At 55.6% G+C, this 23,103-nt stretch carries 20 protein-coding genes; 7 read left to right on the forward strand and 13 right to left on the reverse strand.

Annotated elements, in window-relative coordinates:
- Nucleotides 1-19: 19 nt before the first annotated feature.
- The gene (locus Q8902_12740; protein ID MDP4200423.1) at nt 20-1,207 is read right to left on the reverse strand and encodes an amidohydrolase; all 1,188 of its coding nucleotides are present in this window, start codon (nt 1,205-1,207) and stop codon (nt 20-22) included.
- Between the two features lie 231 nt (nt 1,208-1,438).
- On the opposite strand from Q8902_12740, the gene Q8902_12745 reads away from it, so the two are divergent.
- On the forward strand, nt 1,439-1,813 hold the full coding sequence (locus tag Q8902_12745; GenBank protein MDP4200424.1) for a hypothetical protein: 375 nt from the start codon (nt 1,439-1,441) through the stop codon (nt 1,811-1,813).
- Between the two features lie 53 nt (nt 1,814-1,866).
- Here Q8902_12745 and Q8902_12750 read toward each other — a convergent pair whose 3' ends face one another.
- From Q8902_12750 to recA, 11 genes are all read right to left on the reverse strand, one after another.
- Nucleotides 1,867-4,176 carry a T9SS type A sorting domain-containing protein gene (locus tag Q8902_12750; protein ID MDP4200425.1) on the reverse strand — a complete coding sequence of 770 codons (2,310 nt, stop codon included), beginning with the start codon at nt 4,174-4,176 and terminating at the stop codon, nt 1,867-1,869.
- Nucleotides 4,173-4,790, reverse strand: a complete 618-nt coding sequence (locus Q8902_12755; GenBank protein MDP4200426.1) for a sigma-70 family RNA polymerase sigma factor — start codon at nt 4,788-4,790, stop codon at nt 4,173-4,175. The genes Q8902_12750 and Q8902_12755 overlap by 4 nt, the downstream gene beginning before the upstream one ends.
- Nucleotides 4,791-4,901: 111 nt before the next feature.
- Complete coding sequence (locus Q8902_12760; protein ID MDP4200427.1) at nt 4,902-5,600, reverse strand: alpha/beta fold hydrolase; 699 nt, start codon at nt 5,598-5,600, stop codon at nt 4,902-4,904.
- Nucleotides 5,601-5,775: 175 nt separating this feature from the next.
- Nucleotides 5,776-7,569 (reverse strand): DEDD exonuclease domain-containing protein, encoded by a 1,794-nt coding sequence (locus Q8902_12765; GenBank protein ID MDP4200428.1) that lies wholly within the window; start codon nt 7,567-7,569, stop codon nt 5,776-5,778.
- Nucleotides 7,556-8,557, reverse strand: a complete 1,002-nt coding sequence (locus Q8902_12770) for a hypothetical protein (protein ID MDP4200429.1) — start codon at nt 8,555-8,557, stop codon at nt 7,556-7,558. The genes Q8902_12765 and Q8902_12770 overlap by 14 nt, the downstream gene beginning before the upstream one ends.
- Nucleotides 8,558-8,596: 39 nt before the next feature.
- Nucleotides 8,597-9,265: a RecX family transcriptional regulator gene (locus tag Q8902_12775; GenBank protein ID MDP4200430.1), complete on the reverse strand. Its 669-nt coding sequence runs from the start codon at nt 9,263-9,265 to the stop codon at nt 8,597-8,599.
- A gap of 11 nt (nt 9,266-9,276) precedes the next feature.
- A complete protein-coding gene (locus tag Q8902_12780) occupies nt 9,277-9,663 on the reverse strand; it encodes a type II toxin-antitoxin system VapC family toxin (GenBank protein MDP4200431.1) in 387 nt (128 codons plus the stop codon).
- Nucleotides 9,660-9,926: a DUF6364 family protein gene (locus tag Q8902_12785; GenBank protein MDP4200432.1), complete on the reverse strand. Its 267-nt coding sequence runs from the start codon at nt 9,924-9,926 to the stop codon at nt 9,660-9,662. The genes Q8902_12780 and Q8902_12785 overlap by 4 nt, the downstream gene beginning before the upstream one ends.
- 93 nt (nt 9,927-10,019) lie before the next feature.
- Nucleotides 10,020-10,457 (reverse strand): hypothetical protein, encoded by a 438-nt coding sequence (locus Q8902_12790; GenBank protein ID MDP4200433.1) that lies wholly within the window; start codon nt 10,455-10,457, stop codon nt 10,020-10,022.
- A gap of 86 nt (nt 10,458-10,543) precedes the next feature.
- Nucleotides 10,544-10,789: a hypothetical protein gene (locus Q8902_12795; protein ID MDP4200434.1), complete on the reverse strand. Its 246-nt coding sequence runs from the start codon at nt 10,787-10,789 to the stop codon at nt 10,544-10,546.
- Nucleotides 10,790-10,995: 206 nt separating this feature from the next.
- Entirely contained in the window at nt 10,996-12,072 is a 1,077-nt protein-coding gene (gene recA, locus Q8902_12800) for a recombinase RecA (GenBank protein MDP4200435.1), read from the reverse strand.
- Nucleotides 12,073-12,668: 596 nt separating this feature from the next.
- On the opposite strand from recA, the gene Q8902_12805 reads away from it, so the two are divergent.
- The 3 genes from Q8902_12805 (at nt 12,669) to Q8902_12815 (ending at nt 19,841) form a co-directional block, all read left to right on the forward strand.
- Nucleotides 12,669-17,447 (forward strand): choice-of-anchor D domain-containing protein, encoded by a 4,779-nt coding sequence (locus tag Q8902_12805; GenBank protein ID MDP4200436.1) that lies wholly within the window; start codon nt 12,669-12,671, stop codon nt 17,445-17,447.
- A gap of 47 nt (nt 17,448-17,494) precedes the next feature.
- Nucleotides 17,495-18,007 (forward strand): peptide-methionine (R)-S-oxide reductase MsrB, encoded by a 513-nt coding sequence (msrB, locus tag Q8902_12810; protein ID MDP4200437.1) that lies wholly within the window; start codon nt 17,495-17,497, stop codon nt 18,005-18,007.
- Between the two features lie 91 nt (nt 18,008-18,098).
- Nucleotides 18,099-19,841, forward strand: coding sequence for a M3 family oligoendopeptidase (locus Q8902_12815; protein MDP4200438.1), 1,743 nt, complete (start codon nt 18,099-18,101; stop codon nt 19,839-19,841).
- Nucleotides 19,842-19,941: 100 nt separating this feature from the next.
- Here Q8902_12815 and Q8902_12820 read toward each other — a convergent pair whose 3' ends face one another.
- Nucleotides 19,942-20,670 carry an outer membrane beta-barrel protein gene (locus Q8902_12820; GenBank protein ID MDP4200439.1) on the reverse strand — a complete coding sequence of 243 codons (729 nt, stop codon included), beginning with the start codon at nt 20,668-20,670 and terminating at the stop codon, nt 19,942-19,944.
- Nucleotides 20,671-20,855: 185 nt separating this feature from the next.
- Between Q8902_12820 and Q8902_12825 the strand changes: the two genes are divergently transcribed.
- The 3 genes from Q8902_12825 to Q8902_12835 all read left to right on the forward strand — a co-directional run.
- Complete coding sequence (locus Q8902_12825; protein MDP4200440.1) at nt 20,856-21,653, forward strand: enoyl-CoA hydratase-related protein; 798 nt, start codon at nt 20,856-20,858, stop codon at nt 21,651-21,653.
- A gap of 121 nt (nt 21,654-21,774) precedes the next feature.
- Nucleotides 21,775-22,317, forward strand: a complete 543-nt coding sequence (locus Q8902_12830; protein ID MDP4200441.1) for a hypothetical protein — start codon at nt 21,775-21,777, stop codon at nt 22,315-22,317.
- 399 nt (nt 22,318-22,716) lie between these two features.
- Nucleotides 22,717-23,103, forward strand: a 387-nt coding sequence (locus Q8902_12835; protein MDP4200442.1) for a hypothetical protein, incomplete at its 3' end; no start/stop codon positions are given.

Here is a 23,103-nt window from a genome sequence, read left to right on the forward strand (position 1 = left end):
CACTTGTCATCATCATTTGTCATTGAAGAAGCGCCTGAATCGCCAGGTACGCCTGCATGGCCGCGCCAGCCTTCATGGAGGATTCGTCAATCGTGAAGTGATCGTTATGGATATCAGCGGTGATGCCCTGAGCTTCATTGCGAATGCCCAGGCGGTAGAACGTACCGGGGACCTTTTGCAGATAGTAGGCGAAATCTTCGGCACCCATCAGCCGCTCGGCGCGGAAGACGCGGTCCTGTCCAAACAACTCGGTTGCACATGCTTCGGCGAAGGCCGTCTCGCGCTCATCGTTGACCAGCACGGGATAGCCTAAATCAATCTTAATATCCGCTTCCGCGCGCGCGGAAAAGCAGATGCCATTGACAATCTCGTGAACGCGCTTGTGCGCATACTCGCGCCACTCGACGGACATCGCCCGTAGCGTCCCAACGAGCTTGACTTCGTTGGGCACGATATTCGGCGCAAACCCGCCATGGATACTGCATATCGAGATCACGCCTTGCGCGAATGGATCGAGATTGCGTGAGACAAGAGTCTGAAGTGCAAGGATTACCTGAGCGGAAACGACGACAGGATCGATCGTGTGATGCGGGCGCGCGCCGTGCCCGGACCGGCCGCGAATCGTAATGTAGAGCTCGTCGGCACTCGCCATCATCTCGCCGGGACAAAACCCGACTGTACCAGCATCCGCCTGCGCGAGCACATGCAGGCCATAGACTCTCGAGACCCCATCGAGCGCACCTTCTTCGATCATGAATGGAGCGCCCCCTGGATTGCGTTCTTCACTTGGCTGAAATAGAAATCGGACTTCGCCTGCGATCTCATCTTTGAGTTCGGACAGGATCATTGCCGCGCCCAGCCCAATTGCCGTGTGCGAATCGTGCCCACACGCATGCATCTTGCCGGCATTCTTCGATGCGAAAGGAAGTCCTGTTGCTTCGGTGATCGGAAGCGCGTCCATATCGCTACGGAGTGCCACGGCTTTACCGGGAAGCGTGCCACGCAATGATGCAACCACTCCCGTCTTCGCAACGCCACGCCTTACTGTCAGACCGAGATGCTCAAGTGTTTCGGCGACAAGCCTGCTCGTTTCGAATTCCTCGAATGCAAGTTCGGGACATGTGTGAATGGTCCGGCGTAAGCGGACCATCTCATCATAATATTTCTCGGCGAGTTGGTTGATGCGAGCGGCGACAGTTTTACTCATGGCAAACTTGAACAGGCGTCCGGAGCAACGCGGTTTCCCGGAAGTTCAATTTCGATGGGATCTTCGTGGCCTTACGATCTATTAATCCTACTATTATCCTCTCATCACGAAAGCCCTTAAACTCCCATGTTAACAGCAGAGTCTAACGATCAGCACACTACGATTGGGCAGGCAATTTGTACTGCTTAGATGCAGAGCTACTAACCGATAGAAACGAGGTTATTCAACATCATGAGAAATCTGATCAAAGTATTAAGTCTATGCGGGCTCTTGGCGCTTGCAACACCAGCCTTCGCGCAAATCCATGTGGACGTTCACTTCGGCGCGCCCCCACCGCCACGATACGAGGTCGTCGTTCCGGCGCCGACGCCATCAGCGGTGTGGGTGCCCGGTAACTACGCGTTTGACGTTCGGCTTGCCCGATACGTCTGGGTGCCTGGCCGATGGCAAGTACCCCCAACACCCTATCATGTCTGGGTTGCGCCGCGATACGTCCGCCGCGGCGATCATTACGATTACTACGAAGGCACCTGGCACGACAACGGAAAACACAAAGGCTGGGAAAAGCAGGAAGGACACGAAGCCCACGGGGGACGTGAGCGATAGAACAAAGATGAAAGCACCCGCCAGATAGGGCGGGTGCTTGTGCTCCTAATCTCTTATCGGACGATCACCACCCGCTGAAGATATTCCTCGCCTGCGTCTGATGTAACATCGAGAATGTATACTCCCTCACCAAGCGAATCGAAGTCCAACTTCTGCTCGCTTGTGCCTTCCGCATGCACAACCACTGGCGGCGCGACTTGCTGGCCGAGCAGGTTGCGCATCGTGAGTGTCAGTGTCCGCAGCGTCGTGAGCGTGAACCGAGCCGTGAAGTTACCCTTCGAAGGATTTGGATAGGCCGATACCTTCTCGATAACTCCTTGACCAGATTGTACCGAAGCGTTGCTGCTCTGTCCGATCATGATCTTCGCAATGGCTCTCGCGGAGTCAGGAAGTGCAGCGAGGAATTCCGGCGTCGGCTGGTACCAGAAGATGAGATCACGCGCGCCGACAGAATCGGGTGTGTTCAATTCGCGAATCAAGATTGGTACAAGCTCGCTGATGCTTGCGAATTTCTGCGTCTCTTCGACCATTAGTGCATCATACTGTGCCTTTGGGTCCTTAATAGAGGTATCCACCATCGAGAGATACACCCGCTTCCTCCCCGCCCCGTCTGTCACGAACGTCGGTCGGAAGTCCTGTGGCGTGACGTGCTTCACGTCGTTGCGATCGAGCGTCGCTTCCATGGTACCCCAGGAACGCATCACGGCTGTGCGCTCGACGATGGACGGGCCCTTCTTCGCATAGTGATAGGCCGCCATGTATTGATTACTTTCGATGCCGATGCGTGCCAGCCCTGAAGAATCGAGCTCGACGTGCGGGATAGCGAGCAGCACAGCGTTCCTCTCCGCGGCCGAAGGCATAGTCCCCCGCGGAAGCGGATTCTCCGTCGTTCCAACCATCTTGGGATGCGTGTTTTCGATCCAAATGCGCTGGCTTCGGGCGCCCTCGACCGTTGAGATGACAACCAGGTACATTCCTGATGCGAGCGTCTCGGTATTGATTGCTGCAACGTTATCACCGGGATGCGCGCGCTCGACAGAGCTCAACATGGAACGGCCCCAAAGGTCCATGACCATAATGGATGCATCGCCCTCGTGTTCGACACAATAAGTAATATTCACAGAGCCAGTCGCAGTATGTGGCATGGAGAGGCAACTGGGCGGCCCGGTTCGCGATCGAATAGTTTCTGCTTTCACCGATGGTAGTAGACTTAAGAACTCCTCCGTCGGCTTATACCACAATACATAATCGCTATCAGGAGCATGGCCAGAGCGATGGATTGGTACTCCAATAAGCTCATCGAGATGCGACATCGTTGAACGCAAGTTCTGCATACTTGCGGTGTTGTGCAGACTGTCCAACTGATGCAGTAAGAGGACCGGCGTCGTAGTATCGACCTTGACGATCACCGACTTTGGCAGCACGACATCGGGCCGAGGGATCGAGCCCTCATAATAGTGAGCAAGTTGCACGAGATCGTTGATGACTGTGTCAGAATAGCCTTGAAGTTTTGGCCTCGAGAAGGGGATCAAGCTCGGCTTCGGAAAATTCTTTCCAATGGTAAGAGTCACTTTGTAGTGCTGGCCGGTTGAATCCGAATATCCCAGCATTTTCATGTACCCGAGCGCATAGTAGCCTGGTTCGGCCGGCTTGAGCAACCAGTTTCGAAATTCCTCTTCAAAACCCTGCGTTCCCATCCAACCAACAGCATCCTTATTCCTCCACGCCGCGCCTCGTCCATTTCCGAGAGTCATCAGTAGAGGATAGAATCGAGGTGCGTGTACCCCGGCTGGAAGGTGTTGCACCAGAGAACCCGTTGAAATGAAGCTGGCTCCAAACGATCCGCACTCGGCAGTATCGCGTTCGTTGAGCATATAGTTGTAGACCGTGTCTCCTGAAACCACCAGTCCAATCCGTGCACGCTCTTCGGGCGATAGCTGTATAAAATAATTATTGTCACCCGAGCTCCATCCTTTGGGAGTGAGGCTGCCCATCGGCGCATGCCGGCAAGCAGCTTTTCGCGCGGAAGCTACTTTTGCCGTTTGTGTAATCATGGGTATCGGTATGGGCTCCTGCTGTCCTGATACAGATGCCGTTATGTCCTTTCGAACATGATTCTCATGAACGGGGTGCTGCTGCGGCGGCCCACTGAATGCAAAGTATGCGATTGCTCCTATTCCGCTGATTCCTGCGAGTGTCATGATGCTTCTCCTGATGATGTTGCGTGATCGGGTTGGCAGCATGGCACGAGATCCGAGAAGTTTCTCGACTTCCGAGGTAGATAGTAGCGGCGCTTCCTCGCGACGCTTCGCGAAGTGCTCGGCTAACTCTTGCGAGTGTTGAAGTTCTTCTTCGATCTTCATACTTTCTCCCTCATAAATGCGATCGCTCCACTGCGTTGGAAGGATGTGATGTCCGCGCGGCGGGTGGCCCCACCATCTGGTAGCCGCGATTCGCGCTCGCCGAGCAACTCGGCGAGTTTCTCGCGGCCCCGGACGATGCGCGATTTCACTCCGGAGAGCGATCCACCCTGAATCTTGCATATCTCCTTGAGCGATAGCTCGGAGATTTCGAACAAGATCACGGCTTCGCGCTGCTTCTCAGGTAATTGCGCGAGTGCCCGGTCGAGTGCTTCGAGATCGAGCCGCACGTCCGGCGCGGTCGTGCGGTCATCGATGATCTGCTCCGCATCGCTTCCGAAGACTCCCCAGATTTTCTTGCGGCGTTCCCGGCGATAGTACAGCCGGCGCGCCGTGATGAAGATATAGCTGGTGAAGGCTTCGGGCGCGCGAAGGGTATCGAAGTTCTCGTACGCGAGCAGAATTGCATCGCTTAAGAGATCGCGGCCATTCTCCGTGGATGATCGATCATCCACGCCATCCTTTGTCAACGCATGGCAAAATCGCGATAGCCGCGCAAGACACGGCGTGAGGCACGCCATGAACCGCTCTTGCTTTTCGCTTTCGGTTTGTATCATGCTGCATTATTCCGTCCAGGATGACCGGTCACTCTTTATCGGACTTAATGAGAAGAGACACAACGCACCACAAAGTCGCAGAATAGATTTAGGGTCCGCGCGTGGCACATTCTACATGTTGGCGAGACACCGCTCGATCGCCAGAACGGAATGTGTGGGATCGTCGGCTAGGAACTCGTGACTGCAGCCTTCCAGTCGTTCAATTGTGATGCGTGGAAATAGCTTTTGGAGTCCCGCAAGCTCTTCGGCTTGTAGCAGTGACTTATCCAGATCCCCTGTCATTGCAAAGAGTGATGCAACAGGTTTGAGATACTCCGAAACATCGATATATTCGGGCTCGGCTACAATCCCTGCGAGCGCGACATCCGAAATCGCCAGATCCGGAAATTGCTTGACGTGCTGCCGCCAGCCTTCATCGTAGGGCGGATAGAATGGCGCAAAATCGCCGATGAAGAACGCTGCAACTTCGGCATTCAACATTGGCAATGCGCGGGCGGCGATCGAGCCGCCAGTCGAGTGGCCGAAGAGCGCGATCTTCGGAAATCCGAAATGCTTCACGACTGCGGCGATGTCGGATGCCTGATCTTCAAGACGCCAGCCGGTCGCAGGTGAATCGCTCTTGCCACGCCCGCGAATGCTGAGTGCAACCGTCCGCCGCGTCAAGAGCGGTCCGACCGTCTCGGCTATCTCTTCCGCGGCATTGGCCATGCCAGGGACCATGATGAGTGGAAGGCCGGCGGCCGTTGGGTTGAACTCGAGCGTGTGAATCTGCACGCCATTATTGTTGACGAACTGCTCGAGTATTTCCATATTAAACTATTTTGCGAATTTGCCAAAGGCGGATAATGCAGAACACAACGGTGCCGATTCCAAGGGGCATCCAGAACCAAACGCGATCGGAGACCAACAATCGGATACCGAGCGTCAGTAGCAGGAGCATAACACAAAACAGGATGGTCTTTGTCGACGGATGCATACTTTGTAACTATGCGATCTTGGTTTTCGGTTCGGTCATTGGTTTCAGCGAAAGCTTGCGGGTACGCGCTGGCGAAGGCTTCGAATGAGTCTCTGCTGGCGCGAGCAGTCCGCGAAGGTTGGCAACCAACTTTTCGACAGAGGCTTCCCAATTCGGTTCAACATAGATAATGCGCGTGCCTTTCTCGCGCTTTTGCTCGACCCATCGACTGAGGATACGCATTTCGTCGATCTCAGGCTTGCCCGCAGTGGGCGGAATGGCGGATGTGGCTCCGTAATACATCCGTATCTGGCGCGTGAACCACGATTCGGCGATGTCGATTTGGGAAGCGGTGAATGTCATTTGCTTCACGAGCCGTCCAAAGCGAATGAGCAGAATTTCGCAGGTGCCAGGAACCGTGGGATTCAGAATCACGCAATCATTTCCGCTGAGACTGGCATCTGGACGATCTCCACGTCCAAGAATGCGGCGGAGTTCGGATGATCGAATCTTATAGTATTGCGCCTCTTCGAAGTCCAGCCGGTCTGCGGCCAATTTCATCATGGCCTCGACGTGCGCAAGAATACCATCGTCCCCGGCTGCAAGAAATGCGCGCAGGCGATCGACTTCCAAGTGATACTGCTGCTCCGTCGCAAACAAGGCGCAGGGCGCTGTGCATCGTCCGATTTCATAATACAAGCACGGTCGCTGCTCCGCGCCCACTCGAAACTGATCGCCGCATTCGCGCAACTGAAATGCACGGTTCAAGACATCGATAAGTGCTTCGGCACCGGATGGCCATTTGAACGGACCGTAATACTCCGCTCCATCGCCCGCCGGTTCGCGTACCATCGCTAGTGTGGGAAATGGATTCTGCACATCGAGCCGGACAAATGCCTGTCCTTTATAAAACCGATCGACCGAGTTAAATCGCGGATTGTGTTCCTTGATGCGGCGGCTTTCGAGCAGGAGTGCCGAAAGCTCGCTGCCTGTCTCTTCGTAATTGATGTCTTTGACCACTCGCATGAGTTGCGCGAGCTTTGTCCCCTGCGTGTTTGCGGTCGAAAAATAGTTTGAGACGCGATCGTGCAAGTTCTTCGCCTTGCCAACGTACAGCACTTCGCCCACACTTCCGGTCATGATGTATACGCCTGGCCGTTCCGGAAACGCGCGCACTTTGTCGCGGAGTGACAACTCCCGCTTTGTCTTGCGGCGTCCATAGTTTGGCCGCGCATATTGCAGGCGGATCAAGTCTTCGAGCGACTCGATCTCCAGCTCTTCGGCCATTGCAATGAAGTGTCCCAGCACTTTCGCCGTCGCTTCTGCATCCCCGCCCGCGCGATGCTGCCGCGAATTCTTAATGCCGAAGTAGCCTTGGACACTCGACAGCGATTTGCTTTTGAGCTTTGGCAAGAGCCGCCTCGCAAGCCGGCATGTACAAAGGATATGCTCGATTTCGTCAGTCGCTGAAAGTTCGAGCCGATCTCCCGCCCGCAAAAACGATTGAGAGACGAATCCGTGATCGAACTTCACGTTATGGCCCGTAAAAACAAAGTTCGCCGTTCCACGCGAGAGGAATTGCCTGATCTCTGGCAACGCATCCTCGAAGCGCGGCTTCCCGAAGACCATCGCGTTAGTGATCCCCGTGATTCGGGTGATCTCGGACGGGATGAATCGCTCGGGATTCAGCAACGTGGAGAATGTCTCCGTGATCGCACCGGCTTCGAAGCGCACCATCGCAATCTCGGTGATCCGGTCGCGCTCGGCGGAAAGACCGGTCGTCTCCACATCGACGACCACGAATGATGCCTCATGGAGCAGCATGCGTACCTCCCATGCTCGATTGATGATCCATGCCTGCCGCCTTCGAGAGTTGTAAATTCTTCTTGCGGACGATGAACCGGAGCGATTGTGGATCCGAGGCCAGATAGGTGATGCCGTTCGGCGTTTCGACGAGTGGTACCAGCGTGTGTGCCGTATCGACCATCCGAGGATCATACACGACGCGGGCGCGGATCGAAGACGTCTGCAATTTGGCCAACTCATTGACCCCGCCCCGAACGGTGACGCTCATCATGTTCGGGATGAGGACCAGCTCGTAATCCGGAGGTAATGCTTCTACGGTGACCGCTACGCCTGCGAGCGTTCGTTCGGCAACCGCTTCGACCTCAACGTGGATCGAAATCTTTGGAGCATTCACGACCGATATGAAATTTGCAAGGCTATCCGAAAGTTGCACGACGCGATCGACCGGTTCTTTCGCACCGAGGACTTCAACGGACTGCGTTGAAAGCCAGCGAAGGGAATCCAGCACCGATGGCGCGCCATTTACGAGAACATAGGAAGGAGTGATGGTGGTCTTCCCGACTACATATCCTCGACTGGGACGCACGTCGATTCGAGCTTCTACAGGCAGCCGCTTGGCAACCAGCCGGTCAAAGTCGAGCCGAAGAGAATCCGGCTCGACTTTGAGAACGCGCAATTCGCTTGGCAGGACGGCGGCATTGGCAATCTCATCGCCTTTGAGCAAGAGAGAGCCGCCACTTCCGCCGACTACTCGCTCTGAGAGATCGAATGTGAAATCGGAGTTCTTTGTGAAGTTCATCGTCATAATCTGCCATCCCGCACCGCGAAGCCGAGTGTGCAAAGTCTGCGGCAGACCACTGGCAAGCGCGTAGCCTTTCGGTGGTATGAGCTTGACCGGCAGATCGACATCCGATTCATACGCCGCCGAGAGCCGCACGTATGCCCAGAGCAGCGCGGAGAAGACCAGCGCGACGAAAAAGACGATGATGGATCGGGCGAGGGTCACAAGGCAATGATGAATGTCGAATGATGAATGATGAATGGATCAATCATCCCCTTCACCTGTCCTATCCACTTCGTCCCCTCTGATCTTAGCATAAACTGTTTCGATTGTCTCGAAGGAGAACCCCCGGCCAGCCAAAAACGTGTACAACTTCTGCTTTCTCTTCCGCGGATCGGCTTCGGCCTTCAGGATGCGTGGCCAGCGCTTCTCCGCGGCCTGCTGAGCGCGGTCTTCATCGCTCTCGCGTGCATTGAGTTCAGCAAGCGTCTCCGCGATGACCTCCTTGCCAACACCTTTTTGGGCCAGCCCAAACGCAAGCTGCCGCGAGGAGACCGGCTTGCGGACCAATTTATCATTTACGAATGCCCGCGACCAGTGCTCATCGTTCACCAAATGCTGCTCTCGCAAAAAATCGAGAACACGATCCGTGATGGCTGTCGGTATATCCTCTTTACTGAGCCGGTCGCGGATTTCCTTCTCGCTACGAGCGCGGTAATTCAGATACGCGATCGCAATCCGCTTGGCACTGATGAAATAATCGAATTCCGAGATCTTCTCGAAGAGCTCACGGTCGATGTAATCGCCTTTGCGGAGGCGAAACTCCTCGACGGTCTGATCGCACACACCGAAGGCAAATGCCTCGTCCAGAAAGATCGACGCGCGAGCCGAGTCGTTTTTCTGACGTTGGATCGATGTGATCTTGCCTTCCATCGTGGGGTAACCTAAACGATCAAAAGATCGCCGATCATCGAAAAATGCTTATCCAACGTGCATAGTGGCAAGTTGCGCTGCAGGGCCAGGGCCGCAATCCAGAGATCGTTCGTAGGTATTGGCAAACCCTTTGATCTCAATTCCGCAAAAATGCTTGCATAGTATTCGCTCGTCTCGTCATCGGGATAGAGAATACTCGTATCGCTTGAATCGAGAAGAGCGAACAGACTCTTGCGATTCTCCGCTTCGCGAGAGCCAAGCTTGAAGCCCGATAGCAGTTCGGCAACAACAACGAATGGAAACACCAGTAATTCTGCCTGCTCGAACAACGCTGTAATGCGTGCATCACCTCTGAAGTGGGCAGCGTATGCGTTCGTGTCGATGAGCAATGCGCTCATTGCCAGAGTGAAGGATCAATCTCTCGGAAGGGCGCTGTGTTTTGGTCGAATTCTGAGTATTGACTGGCGCTCCAAGTTCCCCTCGTCGATGCAAGGATGGCATTTTTGTTTGTCGCCCCATTCGCAGGAGGTTCATGGCTTGCCACCATCTGTTCGAGATAGCGCCGGATTACGTCGCTGACCGAACTACGCTCGCGATCAGCGATTCGCTTCAGCTTTTCAATCAGCGAATCGTCAACGAATGGAATTTGCAGGGTCTTCATATGAAAAGTTTAACGCAGACCGGAAATTCATCGTTCTTTTGGCGCCGGATCTAGGTGATTTCGCTTCCACGCAGCTATCGCTTAAGCTACCGCTTAACTTCCGCGCTGGATTGTCGGACCCATGGCGGACAGCATGGATCGGGCGTCGTACGCGTTTGAATTCTTGTCCGGCCTGCTGCCGTGATACATCCGCATTTTGTATGTCGTCACCAGTTCGACTTTGTGGTGATAATGCATCGACCAATGCCGAGTATGTTCGACGATAAAATAATCGTATCCGTGGCCGACCGTCAACTCGGCCGAACGGTACAGCGCATATTGATCGACGGTTTGCGTGGGCGTATCGTAATTGCCGGTAAAGGTGACCTCGTAGCGGGTCGAGTCGATCGGCAGTTCGCTGTAGCCGTAGTGTCCCAGCCCTGGCTCCGGATCGGGGACGTAGAGCGTGCGTGCCGAGCAAGCGGCGAGGAACATCGCGGCAAGAATCGGCGCCAGCGTTTGACTGCGGAAGAATAGGCGCTTGTGGGTCATGGATGATTGCGACGATTGATGAATGTGGATTGGCTATGACAAGAATAGTTTGATCCAGAACTCGGGTTCCGTCCAATTAGCCACACCTAATTGCTCCGCTCGATCGTTTGGGGCATCACTTTCAGTATCGCCTTTGCATTGTATGCCAATGGGTTACCGCTGGGTGCAGCACCCTTATACATGCGAATGATCTTGGTAGCTGTACTTTCGTCGACTCTCGATTTGTTCAAGATGAAGTAATCGAAGCCATGCTGATTAGTAAGCTCCGCGGCACGATACTCGGCCAAGCGATTCGCTTCATCCGTGGAAAAAGGATCTGAAAAAGTTATCACGTAACTGTTGGAATCAAGAGGAACATCAAAGTAACCATAGGTATACGAGTACCCCTCGATTCCAACAGGATAGCTTCGGTTAGGGCCATACTTCGGCGTGGTGCCAGCGCAGGAAGACATTGCCAGTGCGCTGCACAGAAGGATAATGACTCGAACCGATTTCAGACCTATCCCAAAAATCCCCTTCATCCCATAAATCTCAGTTCCTACTTCCTCTTCTTCTCCTCGATCACCCCGCCTGCCGCGACAGCGCCGTTCGTGATTGGACCGGCGACTTCGATCTCGATGCCAAGCTTTTTGCGCACCGCAGTCTCGACCAAAGCGAATGAATCGGGATTCTCTTTCAGGAAGGTCTTGACCGACTCGCGGCCCTGACCGATGCGCTCGCCACCGAACGAGAACCACGAGCCGGACTTCTGGATGATGTCGTTCTCGATGCCGACATCGATCATGTCGCCCATCTTCGAAATCCCTTCGTTGTAAAGCACGTCGAACTCGACTTCGCGGAAGGGCGGCGCAAGTTTGTTCTTCACGACTTTGACGCGCACGCGGTTGCCGATAATCTCCGTGCCGTCCTTGATGACATCGCGGCGGCGGATGTCCAAACGCACCGATGCGTAAAACTTGAGTGCGTTGCCGCCGGTCGTTGTTTCGGGATTGCCATAGAGCACGCCGATCTTGGACCGAAGCTGGTTCGTGAAAATAACCGTCGTGCCGGACTTGCCGATGACGGCCGTGATCTTGCGCATCGCCTGCGACATCAACCGCGCGTGCGAACCCATCTGTGCATCGCCCATTTCGCCTTCGATCTCGGCGCGCGGCGTCAGAGCCGCAACAGAATCCACCACTATGACATCGAGCGCCGCGCTGCGGACGAGTTGCTCCAGAATATCCAGCGCCTGCTCGCCGAACTCGGGCTGCGAGAGGATCAACTCCTCGGTGTTCACACCGAGGCGCTTCGAGTAACCAACGTCGAGCGCGTGCTCGGCATCGATGAACGCCGCGTTGCCGCCGCGCTTTTGCGCCTCGGCAATGATGTGCAGGCAAAGCGTTGTCTTGCCGGAGGATTCCGGGCCAAAAATCTCGATGACGCGGCCACGGGGCACGCCGCCGATGCCGATGGCGGCATCGATCGAGAGCGAGCCGGTCGGGATCACATCGACCTTCACGTGGGGCTGATCGCCTAAGCGCATGACCGATCCCTTACCGTGATTTTTCTCAATCGCTTCCATCGCGATGGAAAGTGCTTTTCTGCGGGAGTCTCTGGTTGCGGTATCTTGCATCGTCGTAAATTTTCTTTTTTAGAAGCGAATGGAGCGGGCATAGGTGCCCATCAACTTTGATACAATATACGAAAAGAATCGGAGGCCGTTCAGTGCCGCTAACGGCACCGAAGGTTGTCAAAATGGGCTAATGCCATTAGCCCCTACCCTAAAACCAGGTTTGAAAATTGTTTTTGTCTATTTTTGCAGGGGTTAATTGCATCAACCGAGAACACATCGGCAAATCAAAATGGGCTAATGCCATTAGCCCCTACGCTGCTGTATTAATAATCTATTTTTGTAGGGGTTAATGGCATTAACCCGTTTTCGATCACCTATCGCACATGAGGTATGTCCGAGAACTATCCAACACGGCGAAATCCACGATTGAAGGGTCACGATTATTCGCCGGAAGGATATTATTTTATAACGATGTGTGTGCCTGCCATATCCAATCGGGTTAACGCCGTTAACCCATACGATCGCCTGCATCTCTGACGGGATTAACGCCGTTAACGCTTACAATTGCCCGTGTGTCCGGACGGGTTAATGCCATTAACCCCCACCAATATCGCCGAACCACCTCCCGCGTTTGGCCTGTTCTTCAGGCACCTGCTATGACGCGCAATCTCTTCCGTTTTGCATTGCTTGTCGCACTCGCGCTTTCGGGCGCGGGGAATGCGCGTGCGCAACAGTGGGTGCCAACGAATGGCAATGTTGCCGCGAATTGCTTTGTGGTAAATGGCACGAATCTCCTCGGTGGGGAAAGAATTAGCGGCTATGGTGCGTGCTCAGTCGGTTTAACAACCGACAACGGTGCGAGTTGGTCATGTGCGGATGTCGGTATCCCTAAGGGGATGGGAGTTGTCGCACTTGCTCTCAACGGAACTTCGCTTTTTGCGGCGACGGACACAGGCGTCTACCGTTCGACCGACAATGGAACAAGCTGGAGTCTCGTCTGGACGCGAGCGCATACAAGCAGGTGCTACTGCTCGGCCGGACTCGTTGTGGTGGGTGGAAGTATTTTCGCTGGTGCCGATTCAACTGACGGTCTGGTCATTCGCTCGAGTGATAATGGCAAAAGCTGGACTGCTGTCGGGCCGGGAAACGGTTCTCGATGCATAACGCTCTATGTCAAAGATTCGTACTTGTTCGCCGCAACAAATGCGACAGGAAATCCAAGCGGTTCTTTATTCCGATCGAGCGACAATGGTACAAGCTGGATAAATGCCGGCTTGCCTGGTGGGCTGGTTGTTTCCTTTGCATCTATTGGTAGCAACCTCTTCGCATCCGAGGGTTCGATGGGTGTATTCCGTACATCCGATAACGGATATAGTTGGTTTTCTATCAACTCGGGCCTACCGGCAGGTGCCTCCCTCTACGCCGCAGGGCTTGCTGCAAACGACACCGACCTTTTCGTAGCCAATTTCCCCATGTCCAGTTCGGGTGTATTTCGATCAAGCGATAATGGTGCACACTGGACAAATTTCAGCTCAGGTTTGCCTGTCTCTGGGTATATGCAGGCTTTCGCCCTCGCTGCCAAAGATGGATACCTTTTTGCAGGGCCAATAGATGACACAGTCTGGCGAATTCAGATTGCTCCTCCGCCTCCTCCACCCCCAACCGTCTCCTACATCACCCCTGATGCCGGCGCGCCGGGCATGTGTGTCGCGGTCGAGATTTTGGCGCCATACAACTCGCCCGCGAATTACTTTGGGACCGACGGTACGATTTTTCCGCCGGATAGCCTCGTGCGGTTGGTTAATCCGAATGATCGTAAGCAAGTCCGGCTCGGTCCCGCGATCCTCAGTTGGGACGGCCGGTGTATTCAGCAGATGATCCTGATCGAGCCAGGCCCTGGTAACAGTGCGGTCCAGCTTCAGGTCGCGCAGAATGGTGACCCCGGCAATCTCAGTTCGCAATTCGGTTTTTCAATCATTCCACCGCAGCATTTCGGAGCTGTCACAGGCGGTGGTGTTTTGGGTGAGGGTGGACTTGGCAACCGCACGGAAACGCACACGTTTATTGTGGATTCGATGATCCTTCAAAATGGGACGTATACGGTCTCAACACGGAACATCAATACCGGTGGTAATCCGTCATACTTACCGACGCACATTCTTTCGATGGGTCCGATCCGCCTGGAGAGCGCCACGCTCGATGTGAGCGGACATGGCGGTGTGACTGGAACTGGCGGAGGTGCTGGTGGTCCCGGAGGCGGCGGCGGCGGAAGCGGTGCGCCTGGAGAGGGTGGCGATGGCTTCACAGGCGGCGGTGGTGAAGGGCCAGCGTTGGGTGGAACAAGTACTGGCGCGGTTGCCACGAACTCGGATGGCGGCGCGGGTCTCAATGGAGTGCCCGGTGGCACGGGCGATCCCGGTATTAGTAATTCGGATGAGGGCGGTGGCGGCGGTACCGGACATCCATTCGGCGTGAGCGGCGCCAAAGGCGTGGGTTCCGCGCAGAGTCCATTGGGCGGCTATGGCGGCGGCAGCGGTGGTGGAGATGCCGGGACCGGAATCAGCAAGCCCAGTTATGGCGGTGGTGGTGGCGGGTTCGCTACAGCCGGCACAGCCGGACAAGGGACAGGCGACAACAGCGGCCAATCTGTTGGTAATAGTATGCTCGTTCCTTTTGCCGGCGGCTCTGGTGGCGGCTCTGGAAATAGGGTGGGCATCGCTGTCCAGGGTGGCTGCGGTGGAGGTGGCGGTGGCGCGGTTGACCTTACGACATTCGGAGAGTTTACGATCGACAATAGTGGGAGCGGCGTTCAAGCCTCTGGTGGAAAGGGCTCCGATGGCGTGACCGGCCCCTTTCAGTCCGCTGCTGGCGGCGGAGGCGGATCTGGTGGTGCTGTTATGCTCTCGAGCAGAGACTCGATCCTGATTTATTCCAATGGAGCTTCGACAATCAATGTCAGTGGCGCGCAGGGTGGCTCCGGCTCCTTGAGTGGTGGTTCTGGTGGACTTGGCCGTCTCCGTATCAACGGTTATCTTGCAACTTCTACGGCAACCGGCAACATCGGATACTTTAATCCGGCGAAGGACTATGTTGGCCCGACGATCCAGCGAGTGACGATGACCGCCGACTCGTTCACGGTCACGGGCTATTCCTCACAATTCGATGGCGTGCCCGCAAGTCCGAAGCCGGTGACGGTCTATTATGCGTGGTCCAGCAGCACAAGCTGGCAAACGATACCCGCTGTGCTCGCCAATGATCCGGCAAGTCACACCGCGAAGTGGACGACCGCGCCGCTGCCGATCTCCACTGTTCCCGGAGACTCCGAATTGTATGCCGTGGCCGTGCAAGGCGAGACACCAGCGAGCGGCGCATATCTGGATCGGCCGCCCGCTGTGATGTCGCACACCAGTGGTATCATTGTGAAGGTCCCACCGAAGCTTGGCATTCTCTCGCTGCCGCCGCTCGTCGATTTTGGCACTGTGGAGAAAGACGCTTGCAAGGACACGAGCTTTTTGATCCATAATACCGGCAATGGCGATCTGACGATCACAAACGAAACATTTGGCGATCCGCACTTCACGTTTGTATCGCTGGCAATCCCATTTGTCCTGCATGCCGGCGATAGCGCACGTCTAATCATTCGATATTGTGCCACGGATTCCGGGTCGCTGCTGAGCGCGGACACGATCCATTCGAGTGCTTCGAATGGCTTCGTGCTGCTGAAAGCATTCACCGGACTCGGCTATTTGCAGATGCCAAATGCAATCGACTTTGGCAAGGTCCTCGTCGGTGCGTGCCGGGACACGGCCGTTGCAGTCCGGAACATCGGGACCGACACCCTTCGCCTCACGGGCAAGACAAATTTTCAACCTCCATTCTTCTATCTGGGTCCCGAGCCGGTGCTGCTTGCACCCGGGCAGAGCGCTACGATCACGCTTCGATTTTGCCCGCAGGATACCGGTGTGCTCACGCAAATCGACTATCTCGATACCATCGGTCCGGGGGCACGAGCGACATTTGTCCTCACCGGCCACGGTATCGAAGGCAATCTCTATCTGGATACGACCGTGATCGATTTCGGCTGTCTGGCGTTCGGACAGACGGTGACGCGGTCGTTGAATTTGTTCAATCATGGGTCGGCCACCGTTCATGGGATTACTGCCGTCGATAGCCCGGCGGGCTCGCTCACATTCTTGCGCGTTCCGGATTCGCTCGAAGTTGGCTCGACCAACTCGATCATTATTTCATTTACGTCCTCGCAAACCGGTCCGTCCTCGGGTACGATCATGATCTCGACCAATGACGGCCATGTGGCCACGGTCCGGTATGTCGTCCATACGACCGAACCTCCGGCATTTCTCGCGCTGGACCCCGCCTTGAATTTCGACACCGTCTCTATCGGTGATAGCCTCGAGATGTGCTTTCGGGTGACGAACAATTCGTGTATTCCGATCGATAGTGTCGTCGCGGCCGTCGATCTGACTCCAGCGCCAGATTCAGTCTTTTCGCTGACGCCCGGAACGGCAGTCCGCAACCGTCAAGGTTACTCGATTTCCAATGGCGCGATCGATACAATTTGTGTGACATTCAAGCCAACGCGTGTTGGCCCCGACACCGCGGAATTGCTGATCGATCATCTTGTGAATGGCTCCGTCTCCTGGATCTCGACAAAAATGCGGATCCCGCTGATCGGCATTGGACGCGCAACGTTTGTCCCTGTCGTGCTGGCGATCGATACGATTTTTGGACGGCCGGGACAGATCGTCAACGTTCCGGTGCGGACGCTCAACGATGTGACCAAGGCCGCGATCACTGGCCTGACCTTCCGCGTGACGTTCGATCCGATACAGCTCGACCTGAAATCGCAGGTGACACCTGTGCACACAACCCCGCCCAGCCCGCTTTCGAGTGTCCTATACAGGGACAGCGCCTATTCGCTTGGCGATCATCAAATCACGGCCACCTTCCCGACACCACTCACGGGTAAGGCGGTTGTCGCGGAGTTGCCGTTTGAAATTCTAATGCCGACGGCGAATGTCGCGCCCGTGCGGATTCAAAGCGCGACGTTTGGAACGTCGGCCGCAACGCTTGCTTCGAAACAGGACGGTGCGATTGTAATTCAGCAATGCGACACGACGGAACGGATCAGTCTCGGGGCCGTCCCTCTCACTGTCATTCAGAATGCTCCGAACCCCGTTGCGGACCGTGCGACGGTGCGGCTGAACGTCGGCGTAACAGGTCACGTGACCTTGCGTATCTATAATTCGATCGGTGCACCGGTCTTGTTGCCATTCGATGCCGACGTCGCCGTTGGCGAGACGACCGTTCCGATCGATGCATCCTCGCTGCCAAGCGGAGCCTACCGCTGCGTGACGACCTGGTCCGATGGCCAGCGCGTCCTGCGAGATGAAAAGATGATGCTTGTTGTGAAATAGTTTTTTTGTTCGTCGCGCCTCATCAATGGCGAGGTTACGGAGTCAATATGAGATCCATCTTCATACTGCTTGTTCTGATTTTGGCGATGCCCTCGTGCGCGCAGCAGCACACGAGCGCGGCCAATGGAAACCCGACACACTTCGATTTGTCGTCGTATCCACCAGCCACGGAGCGTGTGACAAAAAGCGATGCACAGTGGAAGACTGTGTTATCGCCCGCCTCGTATGATGTCCTGCGCCACGAGGGCACCGAGCAGGCGTTCACCGGTCCTCTGCTCGACGAGCACCGATCCGGGATTTTTGTCTGCGCGGCGTGTGGCAATCCGCTGTTCAGCTCGGCAACGAAGTTCGAGTCCGGCACAGGCTGGCCGAGCTTCTGGGCACCGATCGAGCCGAACAGAGTCCTCGAGAAGAGCGACAACTCCTTCGGAATGGTGCGGACGGACGTGCTCTGCTCGAGGTGCGGCGGACACCTGGGTCACGTCTTCGATGACGGCCCGAAACCGACCGGCCTGAGGTATTGCATGAATTCGGTCGCGCTCCGGTTCGAGGCGCGGTAACTTTTCCGTGCGCGGGCTTTGTTTCAGGCCGATTCTAATTCTTGTGCTCTTCTATGAGCGGCCGGCTCGTAGATACTATTCCTAACTCGTTATGACCTACAAATACTACCCGAACCGCCCGGAGCGTCTGACCAAAGAATTTGTCGATGCCGAGTATGCAAAATTACTCGCTCGCGTTGATGCTGCGGAAGCATCGAGCGATCCCAAGGCATGGATCGAGCTCTACGGAGATTGGAATGCCCTGAGCGCCTACGTCAGTGGCGAGGCCAGCCGGACCAGTTATCAGCATGCGGCCCACATGAATGATCCGAAGTGGGACGAGGCCGATAAGTATGTCCGCGAGCACCTGATGCCTGCCTACGAAAAGGGCGGCTCGATCATGCTCGATTTTACACTGAAGAGCCGGCACCGCGATGCGATCGGCAAACACTTCGGACCGTACCTCATCGAGGCGCTCATGACGCAGGTCGAGCCGATGGCACCGATCAATTCCGACTTGCGCATTCGCGAGCGCGACTTGGCCGATCAGTACGACAAGATCGTTGCTGCCGGTGAAGTCGAAGTGCTCGGCAAGAAAGTCACGCTGCCGGTTGCGCGCAACATGCAGAGCGAATCCGATCCGGCCACACGCAAGGCAGCATTCTTCGCGTATCGCCAATGGTTTTTGGACCATCATGATGCGCTCGGCACGATCTTCGATCAATTAGTCCATGCGCGCGATCAGGAAGGTCGCAATCTGGGTCACAAGAATTACATTCCGTTAGGCTACGAGTTGATGCGCCGCACGGATTACGGTCCGGCAGAGGCCAAAGCCTTTCGCGATTCGGTTCTGGCTTATGCCGTCCCGCTGGCAAAGCGTCTGCGCGAGCAGCACGCTGCCATTCTTGGTGAGCATGCCAATGGCAAACCGGCACAACTCAAGCCGTGGGATGCCGGCTACCATCCGGAGTTGACACTCCCGACTGGCATCGCGCCGGTCGATTCGCAGCTTGACAAGGCACAGAACGTCTTCGAGGCGATCTCGCCACGTCTGGCCAAGCACTTCACGCGGATGCGCAAGGAAGGGCTGATCGATCTTGAAAATCGCCGCGAGAAGCGCGCGGGTGCATTCTGCACCTCGTTCCCGGATGAAGGCCGCGTAGCGATCTTCTGTAACTCGACGGGCGATGAAGATGATGTCTCGACGCTCATGCACGAGATGGGCCATGCATTCCAGGCGTGGGAGAGCCAACCGATCGAAGCGGTCGACCTGCAATGGCCGACCAGCGATATGGCAGAGGTACACTCGATGGGCATGGAGTTTCTCAGCATGCCGGAGATGACACAGTTCTTCAGTCCCGATAACGCGCGGAAATTCGAGCGGAAGCATCTCTACGATGTCGTTTCGCTGATGTGTTATATCTGCGTCGTCGATGAATTCCAGCACTGGGTCTACGAGCATCCGAATGTGACCTTGGCCGAGCGCGACGCGGCCTGGAGTGAAATTTCGGACAAGTACACGCAGGGCATGGATTACACCGGCATCGAAGCGATGAAGTATGCCCGCTGGTATGCACAGGCACATATCTTCCAGACGCCGTTCTACTACATTGATTATGCCATCGCGCAGACTGGAGCGATGCAACTGGGCATGATGAATGCCGAGAACCACGACAAGGCGCTCGATACCTACATCAAGATCTGTGTGAAGGGCGGGACGAAGAGTGTGCTGACGACCTTCAAGGAAGCGGGTCTCCGCTCACCGTTCGATCCGAATACGATGCGCGATCTGATGGCGTTTGCCGCGAAGACATTGGATATGTCGCCGCAATCCAAGGCCGGAGTCGCAGCCTGAGTAACACCGCTGAAACTTCGTTTATGCACGGAAGCCCGCTTTGTAGCGGGCTTCTCCTTTTAGGTGGCTTTCGTTCACTAGCGATCGAGCCGATACTCGATCAGAAATTCATTCCGTAGCTGACCGAGAGGAACAGCCCACTAAGATTCGGGAGCGATTCCGTGGTCGTACTCTCGATGCCACCAGGATATGGTATGATGAAGTAACGTAAGCTCGCACCCAGCGTGCTCTTGGGGTCGGTGCCGAATTTCGCGCCGATTCCGACAAATCCTCCCGGTACGATCTTCGAGGTCTGATCGGCAAACGCCATGAAAAAATCTTCGGCATACGGAGTAGTCATCGCGACGACGGGTCCCGCGCCGGCCGTGACGTATGGCCGGAGATTATCGCTGAGTCCATCGCGGAAGAGCCGGTACTGCATACTTGCCATGATGGGAATAACAAAGATGCGATTGACCTTGTTGAGACTGATGAGATCGAACTCGCGGGTGCCGGAAGCAGTGCTGATTTCCGCGGAAAGCTCTGCGCTTACGTTCGGGCCAAACGTATGGCCGAGGAAGAGTCCCCCGCCGAATCCATAATCGCTGAACGAAGCATTAAAGCCCCAGTTGTTTGGGAGGTCGCGTGCCTGCTGCATCGCGCTCCGGATGAGCGGCTGCGATGGCTGAAAAATAATGGCCGTATCCGCTTTTGGACTCGCGGGTGTGCTGCCCATGGGCGTCTGCGCGCGCAATGGGGCCGCCAGTGGGCCGGCCAGCATAATTGCCAGCATGGCTGCCATCATTACAAGACCCAAAACCCTACCTGCTATTTTCCTATTCGCTTTCATTGCTATCTCCTTCCCGGCAAACAATCCTAAACTTTCTTGACCGACCACACCCGACCCCATGAAGACCAACTTGTGTGCCGGGACAACAGTTCGTTCCCGGACAACCAGCCGATCTGAATTCGTGTTCACCTGTTTATAACACTACCGTAGCAGCTCTATCACATTTCCGATCCTTCTGCATTTTTATGGCCGAGACAATCCTCACTAAGCTCGATTCGGGCATTTTCACGATCACGCTGAACCGCCCGGAAGTCTATAATGCCTTCAATGAGCAGTTGACAACCGATTTGCAGGACGCATTCAAAGAAGCGGCGAAGAATGATGCCGTCCGCGTCGTTATTCTGACCGGTGCCGGTAAAGCCTTTTGTTCGGGGCAGGACCTGAAGGATGCACCGACAGGGAACAGTGCCAATGGTACTGGCAAGCGATCGCTTCGCGATTCGCTCGAACGACGGTATAATCCGCTTATCCGCGCAATGCGCAAGCTGCCGAAGCCAATCATTGCGTCGATCAATGGTGTCGCGGCGGGCGCCGGGGCATCGCTGGCGCTGGCCTGCGATTATCGGATCATGGCCGATAACGCCAAGTTGATCGAGGTGTTCGTCCGCATCGGGCTTGTGCCCGATTCCGGGTCGAGCTGGTTTCTTGTCAAGATGCTGGGCGTGGCCAAAGCATTCGAACTCGCCGCACTTGGCGATGATGTGCCGGCGCAAAAAGCGCTCGAGTTGAGTCTGGCGAATCAAGTTGTACCGGCCGCCGATTTGGAGCGCGAGACGCTGAAGATCGCTGAGCGATTCGCGACCGGCCCGACCAAAGCCTACGGCTATATCAAGCACATGATGGACCGCGCCGCTGCCGTCTCGCTGGATGACGCGCTCGACTATGAGGTCTTTATGCAGGAAGCTGCCGGCCGCACCGAGGACTACGCGAACGCGGTCAAAGCGTTTGCTGATAAACGCAAGCCGGAATATACGGGGAGATAAGACACTGCCTCCCCTCCCGCAAGCGAGAGGAGAGTTCTTCCTATGTTCTCATGACATATTCGTAATTGAATATTCCGCTTCCGGATGTGATTTAGAATCATCCATGGGGTTCTTATTTTACATGATGAAATCAGACTCGTTCAGTCATTGCAAGTGCGTTGTATTTGTCGCTGTGATGGTGTGTTGTTCGTTGGGTATTGGTGGCCGCACACTGGCGCAGGAAGCCAATGTGAAGAACATGAGCCTCGGTATGGTGTTCGGCGATCCGCTCGGAGCCACGATGCAATACCGCACCACGCCCGTGACAGCACTCGATGTTGGGTTTGGACCTGATTACTTCGGCTCGCCGCGGCTACAGGTCGATTATGTCTGGAAGTTCAACACTTTCCACTCGAGTGTCCTGAATACGTATGCGGGTCCCGGATTGGCCGTCGCATTCGCGAAGGGAATCAGAATATTCTATAGCAAAGAGCCGAAGCTCGAGAGCTTTGCAAATCTCGAAGACAATAAATTCGGCTTTGGCGGTCGCGCGATCTTTGGATTGAATTACGCTCGCGCACTTTCCCCGTTCCAGTTCTTTGTCGAAGGCGGCCCGGTCGTTGCCGCGAGTCATATCTTCGATCTCGATTACGACGGCGCCATTGGATTCCGGTATAAGATTTAGGGCAGCCGAGAAGTCCTGCCTGTAGGGACGTGCCGCGCACGTCCTGTCTCGGAATACCGGAAAGACGCAGGCCAACCGTAGGGACGTGCCGCGCACGTCCTGTCTTCGGAATACCGGAAAGACGCAGGCCAACCGTAGGGACGTGCCGCGCACGTCCTGTCTCGGAATACCGGAAAGACGCAGGCCAACCGTAGGGACGTGCCGCGCACGTCCTGTCTTCGGAATACTGGAAAGACGCAGGCCAACCGTAGGGACGTGCCGCGCACGTCCTGTCGTCGGAATAACGGTAAGATTCAGGTAACACCCGCGGTCAGGACGTGCGCGGCACGTCCCTACGGCTGATCGACGCCACCCGGATTTAACAGTGGGCCGGTCAACGTTCAGACGCGCAGGTAGCGTATGCTCAATCGAATCCTCCCATTCATGGCTGTGTCGTTGTTGTTGCTTGGAGCGATAAGCTCCTGCACCCATCAGGCTACGAATCCGCCGAACCCGCCGAAGTGTGATACATGCTGCGACACGTGCCACCACGATTCAACCTCACATTCTAACGATACCACCTCACACAACTTCACGTGGACTGAGTTCACAAACGTGAACGGCGAGAGCAATATGACCGGGTGCTGGGTCTTTGGGCCGAATGACATTCTCGCTTTGAATGGCGACCTCCATCGGTTCAATGGGACTTCGTGGAACCGGGAAACGCTCAACGGCCATGCGCCCGGAGCATTGAGTGGAGCTTCAATCTTCGGGTTCAACGATAATGACTTCTGGATTATTGATGGA

This window comes from Bacteroidota bacterium, from assembly GCA_030706745.1.
Lineage (GTDB): Bacteria > Bacteroidota > Ignavibacteria > Palsa-1295 > Palsa-1295 > PALSA-1295.